The organism is Noviherbaspirillum phoenicis, assembly GCF_047237965.1.
In the GTDB taxonomy this organism is placed as follows: Bacteria; Pseudomonadota; Gammaproteobacteria; order Burkholderiales; family Burkholderiaceae_D; genus Noviherbaspirillum_A.
In genome coordinates this window covers 93,043-107,710 of record NZ_JBDFLX010000001.1, presented here as the reverse complement: position 1 = coordinate 107,710, position 14,668 = coordinate 93,043, and the positions used below count along the sequence as shown (strand labels likewise).

At 62.0% G+C, this 14,668-nt stretch carries 14 protein-coding genes; 6 read left to right on the top strand and 8 right to left on the bottom strand.

Translation table 11 applies throughout. The features are described 5' to 3' along the window. Positions 1-14 precede the first annotated feature (14 nt). The 7 genes from ABC383_RS00490 to ABC383_RS00460 all read right to left on the bottom strand — a co-directional run bounded on the left by ABC383_RS00490 (position 15) and on the right by ABC383_RS00460 (position 6,447). Complete coding sequence (locus ABC383_RS00490; RefSeq protein ID WP_413010979.1) at positions 15-860, bottom strand: metal-dependent hydrolase; 846 nt, start codon at positions 858-860, stop codon at positions 15-17. 73 nt (positions 861-933) lie between these two features. Beyond that, positions 934-1,131, bottom strand: coding sequence for a hypothetical protein (locus ABC383_RS00485; RefSeq protein WP_194712824.1), 198 nt, complete (start codon positions 1,129-1,131; stop codon positions 934-936). A gap of 142 nt (positions 1,132-1,273) precedes the next feature. Next, entirely contained in the window at positions 1,274-1,741 is a 468-nt protein-coding gene (gene fliS / locus ABC383_RS00480; protein WP_413010977.1) for a flagellar export chaperone FliS, read from the bottom strand. 270 nt (positions 1,742-2,011) lie between these two features. Then, positions 2,012-2,356 carry a flagellar protein FliT gene (locus ABC383_RS00475; protein ID WP_413010975.1) on the bottom strand — a complete coding sequence of 115 codons (345 nt, stop codon included), beginning with the start codon at positions 2,354-2,356 and terminating at the stop codon, positions 2,012-2,014. Between the two features lie 2 nt (positions 2,357-2,358). Then, entirely contained in the window at positions 2,359-4,404 is a 2,046-nt protein-coding gene (gene fliD / locus ABC383_RS00470; RefSeq protein ID WP_413010973.1) for a flagellar filament capping protein FliD, read from the bottom strand. A 19-nt stretch (positions 4,405-4,423) separates the two neighbouring features. Next, positions 4,424-4,804: a flagellar protein FlaG gene (locus tag ABC383_RS00465; protein ID WP_413010971.1), complete on the bottom strand. Its 381-nt coding sequence runs from the start codon at positions 4,802-4,804 to the stop codon at positions 4,424-4,426. 98 nt (positions 4,805-4,902) lie between these two features. Beyond that, on the bottom strand, positions 4,903-6,447 hold the full coding sequence (locus ABC383_RS00460) for a flagellin N-terminal helical domain-containing protein (protein ID WP_413010969.1): 1,545 nt from the start codon (positions 6,445-6,447) through the stop codon (positions 4,903-4,905). A gap of 341 nt (positions 6,448-6,788) precedes the next feature. Between ABC383_RS00460 and sugE the strand changes: the two genes are divergently transcribed. After that, positions 6,789-7,106, top strand: coding sequence for a quaternary ammonium compound efflux SMR transporter SugE (gene sugE, locus ABC383_RS00455; RefSeq protein WP_413010967.1), 318 nt, complete (start codon positions 6,789-6,791; stop codon positions 7,104-7,106). A gap of 919 nt (positions 7,107-8,025) precedes the next feature. Here sugE and ABC383_RS00450 read toward each other — a convergent pair. Next, positions 8,026-10,338 (bottom strand): NADP-dependent malic enzyme, encoded by a 2,313-nt coding sequence (locus ABC383_RS00450; protein WP_413010965.1) that lies wholly within the window; start codon positions 10,336-10,338, stop codon positions 8,026-8,028. 236 nt (positions 10,339-10,574) lie between these two features. Here ABC383_RS00450 and ABC383_RS00445 point away from each other — a divergent pair, with 236 nt between their 5' ends. The 5 genes from ABC383_RS00445 to ABC383_RS00425 all read left to right on the top strand — a co-directional run bounded on the left by ABC383_RS00445 (position 10,575) and on the right by ABC383_RS00425 (position 14,527). Beyond that, positions 10,575-11,054: a rubrerythrin family protein gene (locus tag ABC383_RS00445; protein ID WP_413010963.1), complete on the top strand. Its 480-nt coding sequence runs from the start codon at positions 10,575-10,577 to the stop codon at positions 11,052-11,054. Positions 11,055-11,090: 36 nt separating this feature from the next. Next, positions 11,091-11,255, top strand: coding sequence for a rubredoxin (locus tag ABC383_RS00440; RefSeq protein WP_194712833.1), 165 nt, complete (start codon positions 11,091-11,093; stop codon positions 11,253-11,255). A 210-nt stretch (positions 11,256-11,465) separates the two neighbouring features. After that, positions 11,466-12,662, top strand: coding sequence for an FAD-dependent oxidoreductase (locus tag ABC383_RS00435; protein WP_413010961.1), 1,197 nt, complete (start codon positions 11,466-11,468; stop codon positions 12,660-12,662). A 372-nt stretch (positions 12,663-13,034) separates the two neighbouring features. Then, positions 13,035-14,003, top strand: coding sequence for a thiamine-phosphate kinase (thiL, locus tag ABC383_RS00430; protein ID WP_413010959.1), 969 nt, complete (start codon positions 13,035-13,037; stop codon positions 14,001-14,003). Continuing rightward, entirely contained in the window at positions 14,000-14,527 is a 528-nt protein-coding gene (locus ABC383_RS00425) for a phosphatidylglycerophosphatase A family protein (RefSeq protein ID WP_413010957.1), read from the top strand. Before thiL ends, ABC383_RS00425 begins: the two co-directional genes overlap by 4 nt. Positions 14,528-14,668: the final 141 nt, after the last annotated feature.

Sequence of the window (14,668 nt, the reverse complement as noted above, 5' to 3'; positions counted from 1 at the left end):
CCCTTGCCCGCCGGTCAGAACGTCAGCTTCTCGCCGGGGCTGATTGGAAACACCTTGGCCTGGCCCTGCCCCAGCGCGCCGATGTACTCGGCTGTGGTGCCCTTCAGCTGCGGCGTGGTGCCGTAATGAATCGGAATGGCGAAGCGCGGCTTGATCATTTCCTTGGTCGCATAGGCTGCGTCCCTGGGCGACATCACGAAGTGCCCGCCGATCGGGATCATCACCAGGTCCGGCTTGTAGTACGAGCCGATCATGGCCATGTCGCCGAACAGGCCGGTGTCGCCCATGTGGTAGATCTTGAAGCCGTTTTCCAGCTCGATGATGAAGCCGGCCGGCTCGCCGCCGACATGCACCTCGTCCTTGCCGGTGGCGGCATTCTTGTGGGCCAGCTCCGAACTGTGCTCGGCGTGGACCTGGGTGATCTTGATGTCGGCGCCGATCGGCGTCACCGTGCCGCCCTTGCCGAAGCGCACTGCCTGGCTGGCCGGCAGAATGCCCAGCGCCGCCACCGATTGCATCAGTCCCGCCGGACCGTAGACGGGTGCATTGGTCAGCTTCGACAATGCCGGCGCATCGGCGAAATGGTCGAAGTGACCGTGGGTCACCAGGATCAGGTCGACCTTGCCCATGGCCTCCAGCGACTTGAACTGCTCGGGCGTCTTCGGATTGCTGGTGACCCAGGGATCGATCACGATGACCTTGCCGCCCGGCGTGGTGATGCGGGTGGTGGCCTGGCCCAGCCACTGGATCTCCGTCTTGCCTTCGGCCTTGCTCTCCGCCTTGTCCTGCGCATGCAGATGGGGAGCGGCTGCCAGCAGCGCGGCAAGCGCGGCGGCGGCGTGGAATGCGGTTTGTCTCATGAATTTTCCTTGTTATCGCAAGTCACAGAAAAACGGCGCCTTCAATGAAGGCGCCGTATGGCGATGCCGGCCGTCAGGCCAGCGCTTCCTTTGCCGCTTCCTCGGGCGTCAGGCCATCGTAGAACTGGTCGGTAAACCACTCGATCTGTTCCTCGATATGCTCCTGCGCCTCTTCCACCGTGGCGCCGCCCTTCACCAGAAACCCTTCCACTTCGATGCACCAGTGAATCAGCGCCAGGGTTTCCTCGTCGAGTTCCTCTTTCTTGGCCATAGCGTCACCTTTCATCAAGTCGGCACGCCTGTCTTATAGCATGGCTGTGCGCCTTGCAGCAGCGGAACCAAACGCCGGTGCGGCTCTGCGCAAAAGCGCGGCGATGGTGCAGCGCAACCGCCAAGCCCGGCGTCGGCGCGGTTCAGACTGCGTAGGCGCGCAAACCTTGCGCAGCGGCTGCCGGCGGCTGGATTGCCGCGGCGCGGTTGCGCGCAGCGGCTTCCGGATCGATCGCCAGCCAGGCGCCGCGCAGGTCGCCCAGCAGGCGCTGCGCCTCCTCGATGTCTTCCGTGCGGTTTTCCAGGTTGGCCCGCAGCAGGCGGCCAGAAATGTATTCGTACAGCGAATCCAGGCTGCCCGCGATGGCGCCGCCTGCCGACTTGTCCAGGCTGGCGCGCAAGCCTTCCTCGATGATGCGTATCGCCTTGGAAATGGCGCGGCCCTTGGCTGCCACGTTGTTGGCGCGCATTTCAATCAGCGCGATATTGAGCGAAGTGAGCGCGCCGTCGAACAGCATCACGATCAGCTTGTGCGGGCTGGCTGCGGCCACGCCGGTTTCCAGTCCCACACTCGCGTAGGCGTTTGCGCCCTTGTTCATCGAACCAAACATTGCTTTCTCCTTGAAGTCCCTGCGCCATGAAGCCATGGCCAGCCGTGCCGCCTGCGCTCGCCTGCATCGTTGCCTTGCCGGCGCGGTCTGTTTGCAATTTCACTTTCTTTATCGGCACATCCGCATTAATCATTAGCGTTTGCGTAGAGGAATTCTGATAAAAATTTTGCTTTGGGAAGGGGAGGAAAGAAAGCATGGGCAAGCCAGCGCAGAGTCGGTGGCCTCATGCAGAACACCCGCCATGGCAGCGGGCCGTCATGGAAAATTGCGTTAGCCGTAAGCCTTGGCAATGCGCCGGGCCGAGTCGACGCTGTCGAGCAGTGCGCCGACGCTTGCGCGCCACTCCAGCGCCAGCTCGCGGCGCTTGCTCTGGTTGTCCAGTATCTGCTGGATCAATGCCTGCTGCCTGCGCAGCACGTCGGCCGGACGCCGCTGTCCGGCATCGGCCCGCTGCAGGATCGCAAACAGCGCATCCTGCTGCCGCTCCTGCTCGTCCAGCGCCTCCCATTCCCGTTCGCCTGTGGCGGCCAGCATCCTGGCCGACAGGTCGGCCATCTGCTGGTAGGCATCCAGCAGCTGGTTGTCGTCGAGCATGGGCTGATCGTGGTGCATCATGTTCAGTTGGACGAACTGGACAGCGACGCAATCTGCGCCAGCTGCTGGGTCAGGTAGGAACTCACCGAATTGAGCTTGCTGATCTGTGTATCGAGCGCGGTGAACTGCTTGCGCAGGGCGGCCTCGCGGTTGGTCAGCCGGTTCTGCTCCGCCTCCTGCTGCTTGCGCAGGCTGGTGATCGAGGAATTGAGGCCCTTGGTGCGCGCATCCAGGCTGCCGTTCTCGCCGATGATGGTGCCCACCAGCGCGCTGAACTGCGACGCATAGCCGCGCGAGAAATTGACGGTGCCGCGGTCTCCCGTGGTGCCGCCGGTGATGGAGACCTGCAGTCCTTCGGCATCGCCCGTGCCTGCGGTCAGCATGCGGCCCTTGCCGGTGGCGCTGGCGCCATTGATGGTGCCGGCCACGTCCTGCCCCGCCACCGATACCGGGCTGCCGCCGAACACCTGTGCCGCGGCGGCGCCCGACACCGAGAACATCGAGCCGCTGCCATAGGCGTCGGACGTGATCGCAATCTTGCCGTCGACCACCGCCACCTTCACCGGCGAACCGGCATAGGCCTTGCTGGCATTCATCTTCGACTGCAGGTCCAGTGCCAGCGCACCGGCGTCGGCATAGCTGTCATTGAGCGCGATCTCGCTTTGCACGCCGTTCAGGCCCAGTGACAGCTTGTTGTCCGGGGCGGCGAACGTCAGCTGCGTCGGTACGCCTGCGCCGGTGACCGTGCTCTGGCTGGCCATCTGGCTGATGTTCAGGCCATAGGCGCCGGCCTTGGTCGCTGCGGTCGAGGTGGTATAGGACACCAGGCTGTCGCTGGCCTTGCCGGCCGCGGCGAACAGGCCGGCGACGTCATTGAAGTTGGTCTCCAGCGCTTTGGTCAGCTTGGTGGTGTCGAGTTCCAGCGTGCCGTTCTTCTGCATCGTCACGCCAATATCTGACAGCCGGCTGTAAGCGCCATAGCCGCCGCCGATCGAGCTCGACAGCAGGCCGCGCAACTGGTTCTGCGCGCCGCGTATCGAGGAATCGCCATTCAGGATGGCGCCGGTCTTGGTGGTGGCGTTGTAGGCCGAGGCATCGGTGAGCGTCTTGGCGATGGCGTTGTAGGCGCTGACGAACTTGTTCACCGCCGACACCACCGAGGCGCTGTCGCGTGCCACCGTCAGCGTGGTCGGGCTGCCGGCATTGGTCTTGGTCAGGTTGAGCGTCACGCCGGCGATGGCGTCGGTCACGGTGTTGGATGGCTTCTTCACCTTCAGGCCATCGAGCGTGAATTCGGCATCCTGCGCGGCCACCGTCTCCTTCAGGTTCTGCGTTGCCGTTGCGGGATCGTGGTTGAGCAGCCCCGACAGGCCGCCGTCCGGATCGTCCGACACCGAGATCCTCATGCTGCTGGCTTCGCCGGTGGCGCTATTGGTCAGCACCAGCCGGTTGGGCTGGGCGCCGCCGTCGTTGACGATGGTGGCGGTCACGCCGATCTTGGCGCCGTTGATGGCATCGCGTATGCCTGCCAGGGAATTGTTGCTGGCGCCGATGGTGACGGTCTTGCTTTCGGCGGTGCCGGGCTTGAAGGTCGCGCCGGTATAGGTGCCGTCGGCATTTCTGGCCGGCGCGGGATAGATGCCGGAACCGGCTGGGGTTTCAACGGTGCCGGCAATGGTGCCGAACTGGAAGGTGATGGTGCCGGTGCCGACCGTCGTGGTGGTCGACGCCTGGCCTGCCGTCGCCAGTTTCTGCGCCTGCGCCAGCTTGCTCACTTCCAGCGCATAGGCGCCGGGCGTGGCCGTGGAGGTGGCCTTGGCCGACAGCACGGCCGTGTCGGACGCCGTGGCGGTGGCGGCCTGGAACTGCTGCACCGTGGACAGCGAATTGACCGCGGTCTGGAAGCTCGAAAATGCGCTCTGCACCTGCCCGAAGGCCGACACCTTGGACTGGTAGGACGCTTCCTGCGTCTGCAGCGTGGTCAGCTTGCGTCCTTCCACCGACATCAGCTGAGTGACGATGGTATTGATATCCAGGTTGGAACCGATGCCGGGAGCGGACAAGCCCATTTGCGATACTCCTTGCGTGTTATGCCTGCGTCTTGATGAACATGCCCTGGAACTTGTCGATCTGCTTCGATATCGCCAGCAGTTCCTTGGACGGATATTGCCGCAGCACGGTATCGGTATCGGTATCGACCACCTTGACGATGGTGCGTCCGGATTCCTCGTCGATGGAGAACAGGATGCTGCTGGCATGCTGCTTCATCGCGGCATTGAGTTCTTCCACACGCTGCTTGACTTCCTTCGGATCGGCCTCGGCCGCCTCGGCGCCAAGGCTCCCCGCTTCCTGCTGCTTCACAGCCTCCGGCTGCCGTGCTGCGCGCAGCTGCATATCCGCCTGACTGTTGTTGACTCCCTGCGCGGCGAGCGGCGATAAACCGGCGCCTGATACTGGAGCGATGTTCATGATGCACCCTTTCTGCTAATGACAAAACGGAAAACAGTCGCCCGTTTTCCGTTTTATTCGAGAGAACGTCCTGAAACGTTACCGGGCGAGTCCGGGTATTAACCCCTCAGCAGCGACATCACGCTGTTGGGCAGCTGGTTTGCCTGGGCCAGCATCGCGGTACCGGCCTGCTGCAGGATCTGGCTGCGGGTCATGTTCGCGGTCTCCGAAGCGAAGTCGGTGTCGGTGATGCGGCTACGCGATGCCGACAGGTTCTCGGTCGTGGTCGCCAGGCCGGAGACCACGGAGCCGAAACGGTTCTGCAGGGCGCCGAGGTCGGAGCGGCTGTCGTTGATCGACTTCAGCGCGCCGTCGATGGCTTCCAGGGCTTTCTGGGCGCCGGCGGCGGTGGAGATGTCGATGCTCTCGACACTGTTCACCTCGGACACCATGTCTGCGTCATAGGTTCCGGTTGGATCCAGGCCGGTCGCGGCTGCGGCGTTACCCCCCGAAATAACGATCCCATCCTTATTGGTGCTGGTCAGATTAATGGTGCCCTGGGTGGTCACAGGTGCCGATTTGGCGTTTGTGGCGCTATCTGCCTGCGTACCTACGGTCAGACCTGTGACCGATGCAACCGCTGCTGCAGAAGCTACTTTTGTTGCGTCAGTGTCAGCAGCATCGCCAGAAATCCCCAATTGGATATCGCGGCCGTCGGCAGCAGTCAGTGTCAGCTTGCCGGTCTTAGCATCTGCGGTCGCAGTCACACCCGTTTCGGTACTTTTCTTGTTAATAGCTGCCGCCGTGTTTGCACCCTGCCCAATTTCGTCACCACCGTCGGCTATGTCGCCAATGTCAACGCCATTGATCATCAGACTTGCGCCAGCCACAAGAGCGCCTGCGGTAACGCCAGTCTCATCGCTCTCAACCTTTGCTGGCTGTGCAGTTGCGGTTACACCACTTTGTGCAGACACGGCATTGATTGCAGCTGCCTTTGCCCAGGCGCTGGTCGCGCTCTGGCCAGGGGCGGCGCCAGCTTGGGCTGCTCCAACTTGCACGCCATTCAGCGTCAGGTCACCGGCAGCAAGCTTTGTATCGTCGGTCATTGCTCCGCCTTTTGCTTCCGCCTTGAACGTCGCACCGGCACTGCCGAGTTGGGAAGCTCTGGCGCTGCCAATCTTGTCGACAGTGATGCGGTCGTTTTCAGTATTGTTTGCGCCGATCTGGAAGGTTTGCGCACTGAACGAGCCATCCAGCAGCTTCACGCCGTTGAACGAGGAGTTCTTTGCAACGCGATCGATCTCGCTCTTCAGTGCGGTGACTTCGGTCTGCAGCGCGGCGCGGTCGGAATCGCTGTTGGAAGCATTGGCTGCCTGCACTGACAGTTCGCGCATGCGCTGCAGGTTGTTGGAGATCGAGCCGAGGTCGCCTTCGGCGGTCTGCGCCAGCGAGATACCGTCGTTGGCGTTGCGGGCTGCCTGGTTGGAGCCGCGGATCTGGGCGGTCATGCGCTCCGAGATCGCCATGCCGGCAGCGTCGTCCTTGGCGCTGTTGATGCGCAGGCCGGAAGACAGGCGCTGCAGGGAGGTCGTCAGGCCAGCCGACGAGCTGCTCAGGTTACGTTGTGCATTCAGGGAAGCGACGTTGGTATTGATAACGGACATGCTGTTCTCCTAAGAAACTGGTTAAGAAATCTGGCCGCTCAGCCAGCCCGTTCGGTGCCCTGTTCGGCGTTCCCTGCGGGTTACAAGTTACTTAACGGAGGGCCCTGAAAAACCTTGAGGAACTTTTTGAAGTTTTTTTGAAAAAGACTTGACAGCAGACTCGATGACCTTGGTGGCCCGGCTTTAACGGCAAGCGATGCCAAATCTTTAATTTTTTTGGCCATGATCGGCAGGTCTGGGCGCAGTGCAAGCAAAAGCCTTGCTTGCGCTCTTCACCGGACGCCGCAGACTGCGTAGTGTTGAGGCTTTGTGTTTGATGGCGCCCGTCGCCCTGCAATTCCATGAACTGGATACTCCTCATCATCGCCGGCCTGTTCGAAGTGGCCTGGGCCATCGGCCTGAAATACACCGAGGGCTTCACCCGCCTCTGGCCCAGCCTCGGCACCGCCGCCGCGATGCTGGTCAGCATAGGATTGCTTGGCATTGCGATGCGTGGGCTGCCGGTGGGGACGGCTTATGCGGTCTGGGTCGGGGTGGGTGCGGTCGGCACGGTGTTACTCGGCATTGTGCTGTTCGGCGAGTCGGCCAGCGCGGCACGGCTGGTCAGCGTGGGGTTGATTGTGGCGGGGATCATTGGCTTGAAGCTGGCTGGCGAATGAGGCGGACGCGGTTACCGTTACTGTTGAAACCGCCTTTGAAGTACCCGTAGCGACAGCTGATGTGTTTACAGCTGCTTTTGAAGTGACCGTTGCCGTTGCCGTTGCCGTTGCCGTTGCCGTTGCCGTTGCCGTTGCCGTTGCAGTGAAGTCCCGTTGAGCGCGCCGTGTCAGCGGTGCCCGGAGCGGGAAAAGGTGCGGCGTCTGTCTGAGTCAAGCGCAGCTTGGCGAGTTTAGCCGCGCCCCGCTCCGGGTACCGCTGACACGGGAACCCCCGCGCAGCGGGGGCGCGATCATCGGGTCGCCTTTTTTGGTTACTTTTTTGGCGAAGCAAAAAAGTAACCCGGCTGCCGGGACGGACTCCCGGCTTGTCTCCACGGTAGTGCAGCCGTATTGCGTCACCCGGCAAGGCACGGGCAGTACTGTCGGGGTTGTTGTTGACGTTCGTATTGAAACTTCAAACGTCAAAAGCAACTGCTGCTTCGCAGTGACGCCTTACCCCTGGTGAAACAAGCCGACTGCACTATCGTCATGACCAGGCCGGGAGTTCGCCCCGGCGGGCGACCTACTTTTTTTGCTTCGCCAAAAAAAGTAGGCAAAAAAAGGCGACCCGGTGATCGCGCCCTCGCTGCGCGAGGGTCCCCGTGCCGTCGGTGCATGGAGCGGGGCGCGGCTAAACTCGCCAAGCTGCGCTTGACTCAGACAGACGCCGCACCTTTTCCCGCTCCACGCACCGACGTCACGGCGCGCTCAACGGGACTTAAAGGCAACTTCAGAAGCAACCGCAACGGCAACTGCAACTGCAACCGCAACGGCAACTGCAACCGCCACAGCAATTACCGACCGCCCTCCTCCCCAAATAAATCGACCCGAAAAAAAACCGCTGCCATCAGCAGCGGTTTTTAATCAAAGCTTAAAGCGCTCAGCGCTGATACACCGCATCTACCACACACAGCGCCGTCATGTTGACGATGCGTCGCACGGTCGCTGACGGCGTCAGGATGTGTACCGGCTTGGCGCAGCCCAGCAGCACCGGCCCGATCGCAATGCCGTTGCCGGCCGTGGTCTTGAGCAGGTTGTAGGCAATGTTGGCGGCGTCGATATTGGGCATCACCAGCAGGTTGGCTTCGCCGCTCAGGCTGCTGTCGGGCATGGTGCGCTTCAACAGCGCCGGGTTCAGCGCGGTGTCGCCATGCATTTCGCCATCGACTTCCAGTTGCGGGTCCAGCTCGCGCAGCAGCGCGAGCGCCTGGCGCATCTTCCTGGCCGATTCGCTGTTGCTGGTGCCGAAGTTGGAATGCGACAGCAGCGCCACCCGCGGCATCAGGCCAAAGCGGCGCATCTCCTCGGCGGCCAGCAGCGTGATCTCGGCGATCTGCTCGGCGCTCGGGTTCTCGTTGACATGGGTGTCGACGATCATGATCTGGCGGTCCTGCAGCAGCAGCGCATTCATCGCCGCATAGACATTGACGCCTTCACGCTTGCCCAGCACATGGTCGATGTAGCGCAGATGCACGTCGGTAGTGCCGTAGGTGCCGCAGATCATGCCGTCGGCATCGCCCTTGTGGACCATCATGGCGCCGATCAGGGTGTGACGACGGCGCATTTCCAGCTTGGCGTACTGCTGGCTGATGCCCTTCCTGATCGTCATCTGCAGGTAGGTCTCCCAGTAGCTGCGGAAACGCTCGTCAAACTCGGGATTGATCACCTCGAAGTCCACGCCCGGACGCAGGCGCAGGCCGAACTTCTCGATGCGCTGCGCCAGCACGGCAGGACGACCAACCAGGATAGGCTTGGCCAGGGTCTCGTCGACCACCACCTGCACCGCGCGCAGCACTTTCTCTTCCTCACCCTCGGCATAGACGATGCGCTTCAGTTCCGCAGGCGCCTTCTTGGCCACCGCGAAGATCGGCTTCATGAAAGTGCCGCTGCGGTAGACGAATTGCTGCAGGCGCTCGGTATAGGCCTGCACATCCTGGATCGGACGCGCGGCAACGCCGCCCGCTTCGGCCGCCTTGGCCACCGCCAGCGCGATGCGCTCCATCAGGCGCGGATCGAAAGGCTTGGGGATGATGTATTCCGGGCCGAACGACAGATTGGTGATGCCGTAGGTGGTGGCGACGATGTCGGACTGCTCTTCCTGGGCAAGGCCGGCGATCGCATGCACCGAGGCGATTTCCATGTCGCGGGTGATGGTGGTGGCGCCGCAGTCGAGCGCGCCGCGGAAGATGTAGGGGAAGCACAGCACATTGTTGACCTGGTTCGGATAGTCCGAACGGCCGGTCGCGATCACGGCGTCGCTGCGCACCGCCTTCACGTCTTCCGGCGTGATTTCCGGATTCGGGTTGGCCAGCGCCAGGATCAGCGGACGCGGCGCCATCTTCATGACCATGTCCTGCTTCAGCACGCCGCCGGCCGACAGGCCGAGGAAGATGTCGGCATCGGCGATCACGTCGTTCAGGCTGCGGGCCTCGGTCGGCTGCGCAAAGCGCGCCTTGTCCGGGTCCATCAGTTCGACGCGTCCGGAATACACCACGCCTGCCAGGTCGGTTACCCAGATGTTCTCGATCGGGAAGCCAAGGTCGACCATCAGGTCCAGGCAGGCCAGCGCGGCCGCACCGGCGCCGCTGACCACCATCTTGCATTCCTTCATGCCCTTGCCGACCACCTTCAGGCCATTCAGGATGGCGGCGCCGACGATGATGGCGGTGCCATGCTGGTCATCGTGGAAAACCGGGATCTTCATCTTCTCGCGCAGCTTGCGCTCGATGTAGAAGCACTCGGGCGCCTTGATGTCTTCCAGGTTGACGCCGCCAAAGGTCGGCTCCAGCGCGGCAATGATGTCGCACAGCTTGTCGGGATCGGTTTCGTTGACTTCGATATCGAACACGTCGATGCCGGCGAATTTCTTGAACAGCACGCCCTTGCCTTCCATCACCGGCTTGGATGCCAGCGCGCCGATATTGCCCAGGCCGAGAACGGCGGTACCGTTGGAAATGACGGCAACCAGGTTGCCGCGTGCGGTGTAGCGGAAGGCATTGGCAGGGTCGACCACGATTTCCTCGCAGGCGGCCGCAACGCCAGGGGAATAGGCCAGCGACAGGTCGCGCTGGTTGGTCAGTTGCTTGGTGGGAGTAACGCTAATTTTTCCGGGTGTCGGAAATTCATGGTATTCAAGCGCCGCCTGGCGCAATTGTTGGCGAATTTCTTCTTTCTGGTCGTTCGGCGTATCCATTGCAACCTTCCTGTGAATTCTTACGGAAAGCTGACGATTCTAGCAGACGCTTGACATTGAACTAATAGGTATTTTCACGAATCAAGAGTTGGTTAATAAGGTTCAATATATTTCTACCAAGAATATTCTTGAAAGCTATCCCTTCGATAACTACAATCAATTTCGCAGATCGATTTAGTTTCGCTATGATTCACTCCATTCTGATTTGCCAATTTAATTTTCCAAGGGAGTACATCATGGCTGACCACAATTCCGTTACCGTCCAAAACCTCGAAGCCGCCTTCGCTGGCGAGTCGATGGCGCATATCAAGTACCGTTATTTCGCCAAGCTGGCGCGCGCTGCCGGCGCCGAAGATGTCGCGCAAGCCTTCGAAGCCACCGCCGATCAGGAAGTGATGCATGCCTTCGGCCATCTCGACCTGCTCTATCCAAAGGCGAAGATGACCCCTGCGAAGGCGCTGGAAATCGCGATCGAGGGCGAAACCTACGAGTACACCGAGATGTATCCGAAGTTCCGCCACCTCGCCGTGGAAGAAGGCAACCAGGCGGCCGTGGCGGAGTTCGACGAGCAGATTGCCGAATCCAAGGAACATGCCGAGAATTTCCGTCGCACCCTGGAAATGGCGGCCAAGCGCTTCGCCGCGCTGGCCAAGGTCGAGGAGCGCCACGCCAACCACTATCGCGACGTGCTGAACGCGCTCGACAAGGCCGCCTGACGGCATACCGAATTTAATCTCAAGAAAGGGAATCCAATGAAAACTTATCAATGCGTCGTTTGCGGCTTTGTCTACGATGAAAGCATCGGCATGCCGGAAGAAGGCATCCCCGCCGGCACCCGCTGGAACGACATTCCCGACAACTGGGAATGCCCGGACTGCGGCGTCTCCAAGGCCGACTTCGAAATGGTGGAAATCTGACGCCAGCCGGACGCAGGCCGCCATCAGCCTGCCCAGCCACAGTGCGTGGCCTGCCAGGCTGAAGCCAGCCCCTGACGCAGCCGCTATACTGGCGCTCCGGAACACGCAGGTTGCCGGTTGCCGAACCTGCGTTCTCGCTGCGAAACAATAAGATACTGAAGCGCGCCATCCCGGCTACCGGCATGGCGCGCATTTTTTGCAAGGATGCTCATGAAACCCATCATCATCATTGGCGCCGGCATGGCTGGCTATACCGCCGCCCGCGAACTGCGCAAGCTCGACAAGGAAGTGCCGATCACCATCATCACCGCGGACGATGGCGGCTTCTATTCCAAGCCCATGCTGTCCAACGCCTATGCCCAGAAAAAGCTGCCGGCCCAGCTGGTGACGCAGAGCGCCACCCAGCTCGCCACGCAGATAGGCGCCACCATCCTTACTTCCACCAAGGTGGACGGCATCGACACCGCCGCGAAGACCCTTTCCACCAGCGCCGGCGTTCTGGACTATGACAAGCTGATCTTTGCCATCGGCGCCCAGCCGATCCGGCTGCCGCTGCAGGGCGACGCCGCCGAACAGGTCATGTCGGTCAATCACGTGGAAGACTATGCCCGCTTCCGCGCGCTGCTGGATGCGACCGAAGCCGGACGCCAGGCGCGGGTGATGATCCTGGGAGCCGGCTTGATCGGCTGCGAGTTCGCAGACGACCTGGCCAGCGGCGGCCACGCCGTCACCCTGATCGACCCCAATCCGCTGCCCCTGGCGGCGCTGGCCGCGCCGGCATTGTCCGAAGGCTTGCAGGCGGCGCTGCTAGACCGCGGCGTGCGGCTGTGCCTGGGCACCACGGCAAGCCGGATCGATCGCGGCGAAAAAGGCATCACAGCCACGCTGGCCAATGGCGAGACGGTGGAAGCCGACATCGTGCTTTCCGCTGTCGGCCTGCGGCCCAGCACCGCGCTGGCCCAGGCTGCCGGCCTGAAGATCAATCGCGGCATCGTGGTCGATGCCTACGGCCAGACCAGCGCGCCGGATGTCTATGCACTGGGCGATTGCGCCGAGTACACGGAAGCCGATGGCGCCACCCGCATCCTGCCGTATATCGCACCGCTGCTCAACGCCGGGCGCGCCATTGCCAAAACGCTGACCGGCACCCCGACCGCAATCGATCTCAAGCCGGCGGCTGTCATCGTCAAGACGCCCTGCTACCCGCTGGCACTGGTGCCGCCGCCGCAAAAGGCGCTGCAGGACGGCAAATGGCATACCACCGAGGAAAGCGGTCGCACCGTATGCCGCTTCATCGATGCGGAAGGCGTGGTGGCGGGATTCGGCCTGTCGCATCACGAGGCCGCGAGCCGCCAGGTGTTAATGGCAGAACTCGGCAAGACGTTGGCAACCGGTAACGCTGGCTGACAGCCGGCTTCAGCACCCTCAGCCCCACTACGGTCAACAGGGCCACCATCGCAGGCAAGAATGTGTCCTGACCTTTACTCCGCGGGGCCTGCAGCGTGGTCTTGCGGGGTATGCCCTGATCGATTTTCGCTGATTAGTGCGGTGCTGTAATCGTTTTTTGCTTAGGGGCGGCGAAGCGGTCTCCGCTCGATTTCTTCATGACTACCGGAGGCATTGACGCCGACGATGGATTCTGACTGCCGTGGCGCCGTCGCATCGCGTTGCCCTGCTTGTGCCCAAGCTCGTCCCGCCACGCCCGCGTGAACCACTTGGCTGGCATCGTTTCAGCCTTGCTGCATAGCCTGGCCGGAAGCAGCTCAAGTACAATCCGGCATGCTTTCCGAATTCAGCCTCATCTCCCGTTACTTCACATGCGCGCCGTCTGCAGGCAGCGGCGTCGATCTCGGCGTAGGCGACGACTGCGCGCTGCTGGCGCCCGCGCCGGGCATGCAGTTGGCCATTTCGTCCGACATGTTGGTGGAAGGACGCCATTTTTTCCCGGGCGCCGATGCGAAACTGCTTGGACACAAGAGCCTGGCAGTCAACCTGTCTGATCTGGCCGCCATGGGCGCAAAGCCAGTCGGCTTCACCCTGGCACTGGCCCTGCCCACCCTGGATGAATCCTGGCTGGCCGGGTACTCGGCCGGCCTGTTTGCACTGGCCGAAGAACATGGCTGCCAACTGATTGGCGGCGACACCACCAAGGGCCCGCTTACCCTGTGCATCACCGTATTCGGCCATGTCCCGCCCGGCCTCGCGCTGCGCCGTGACCAGGCCCGGGAAGGCGACGACATCTGGATCTCCGGCACCCTGGGCGAAGCACGCCTGGCCCTGGCTGGCTACCGCAAGGAATGCAACCTGTCGGATGCCGACCTTGCAGCAGCCGGACTTCGCATGCATGCGCCCACGCCGCGCATTCCGCTTGGCCTGGCGCTGCGGGGCATCGCCCATGCCGCCATCGATATTTCCGATGGCCTTGTCGGCGACCTCGGGCATATCCTGCAACGTTCCGGCGTTGGCGCAACCGTGAACGTGGATGCAGTCCCCGCCGGCCCTGTGCTGCGCACGCAGGCAAGCGCCATACGTAGAAATTACGTCATGGCGGGTGGGGACGACTATGAACTATGCTTCACCGCGCCACCGGCGGCACGCGCTGAAGTCCACGCGGCCGCGCAACGCGCAGCGTGCGAAGTCACACGGATCGGCGCCATCGAGGACGTGCCAGGGCTGCGACTTACTGATCACTCGGGCATGCCGCTGTCCTTGCAGCTCCAGTCCTTCGACCATTTTTCCACCCCATGACTGCACCGTTGCGCTCGCCAGTCGGATCGCAGTCCACCGCCGCTCTGACGCAATTCATGCTCGCCCATCCCGCGCACTGGCTGGCCCAGGGATTCGGCAGCGGCTTGTCGCCGGTGATGCCTGGCACGGCAGGCACCTTGATGGGCTGGGCTCTGTTCGCCGTACCGACCGGTCTCTGGCCCGCCATCTTTACACCGTTATTCTGGGTAGTCGCCATACTCGCGGGTTTCGCGGTCGGTATCTGGGCCTGCGACCGGACCGGGCGCGACATGGGTGTCGCCGACCACGGCAGCATGGTATGGGATGAAATAATCGCATTCTGGCTGGTTATGCTTTTCCTGACGCCAGCCGACTTTTCTACCCAGTGCGCGGCCTTCCTGTGGTTCCGTTTCTTCGACATGGTCAAGCCTCCACCTATCCGTTTCTTCGACAGGCATGTCAAGGGCGGCTTTGGCGTGATGTGGGATGACATCGTGGCAGCGTTCTACACATTGCTGCTATTTGCTTTTTGGCGTGCTGCTTAAACTGGTGTCGCGGGATAGCGATTGCTTTAATTTTGCAGAGCGGAAACACCTGACCCAAAAACTTTGTCAGGTGGCTCTATCGCCCGCCGCCACTTGACTTGCCGGCTAGAAGCCGGTGGAAGCAAAACAAGATAAAACGAG

Excerpts from the sequence above, each read along its gene's own strand:
- ABC383_RS00490 (WP_413010979.1), bottom strand. The coding sequence starts at position 860 with ATGAGACAAACCGCATTCCACGCCGCCGCCGCGCTTGCCGCGCTGCTG.
- ABC383_RS00485 (WP_194712824.1), bottom strand. The coding sequence starts at position 1,131 with ATGGCCAAGAAAGAGGAACTCGACGAGGAAACCCTGGCGCTGATTCAC.
- fliS (WP_413010977.1), bottom strand. The coding sequence starts at position 1,741 with ATGTTTGGTTCGATGAACAAGGGCGCAAACGCCTACGCGAGTGTGGGA.
- ABC383_RS00475 (WP_413010975.1), bottom strand. The coding sequence starts at position 2,356 with ATGATGCACCACGATCAGCCCATGCTCGACGACAACCAGCTGCTGGAT.
- fliD (WP_413010973.1), bottom strand. The coding sequence starts at position 4,404 with ATGGGCTTGTCCGCTCCCGGCATCGGTTCCAACCTGGATATCAATACC.
- ABC383_RS00465 (WP_413010971.1), bottom strand. The coding sequence starts at position 4,804 with ATGAACATCGCTCCAGTATCAGGCGCCGGTTTATCGCCGCTCGCCGCG.
- ABC383_RS00460 (WP_413010969.1), bottom strand. The coding sequence starts at position 6,447 with ATGTCCGTTATCAATACCAACGTCGCTTCCCTGAATGCACAACGTAAC.
- sugE (WP_413010967.1), top strand. The coding sequence starts at position 6,789 with ATGAACTGGATACTCCTCATCATCGCCGGCCTGTTCGAAGTGGCCTGG.
- ABC383_RS00450 (WP_413010965.1), bottom strand. The coding sequence starts at position 10,338 with ATGGATACGCCGAACGACCAGAAAGAAGAAATTCGCCAACAATTGCGC.
- ABC383_RS00445 (WP_413010963.1), top strand. The coding sequence starts at position 10,575 with ATGGCTGACCACAATTCCGTTACCGTCCAAAACCTCGAAGCCGCCTTC.
- ABC383_RS00440 (WP_194712833.1), top strand. The coding sequence starts at position 11,091 with ATGAAAACTTATCAATGCGTCGTTTGCGGCTTTGTCTACGATGAAAGC.
- ABC383_RS00435 (WP_413010961.1), top strand. The coding sequence starts at position 11,466 with ATGAAACCCATCATCATCATTGGCGCCGGCATGGCTGGCTATACCGCC.
- thiL (WP_413010959.1), top strand. The coding sequence starts at position 13,035 with ATGCTTTCCGAATTCAGCCTCATCTCCCGTTACTTCACATGCGCGCCG.
- ABC383_RS00425 (WP_413010957.1), top strand. The coding sequence starts at position 14,000 with ATGACTGCACCGTTGCGCTCGCCAGTCGGATCGCAGTCCACCGCCGCT.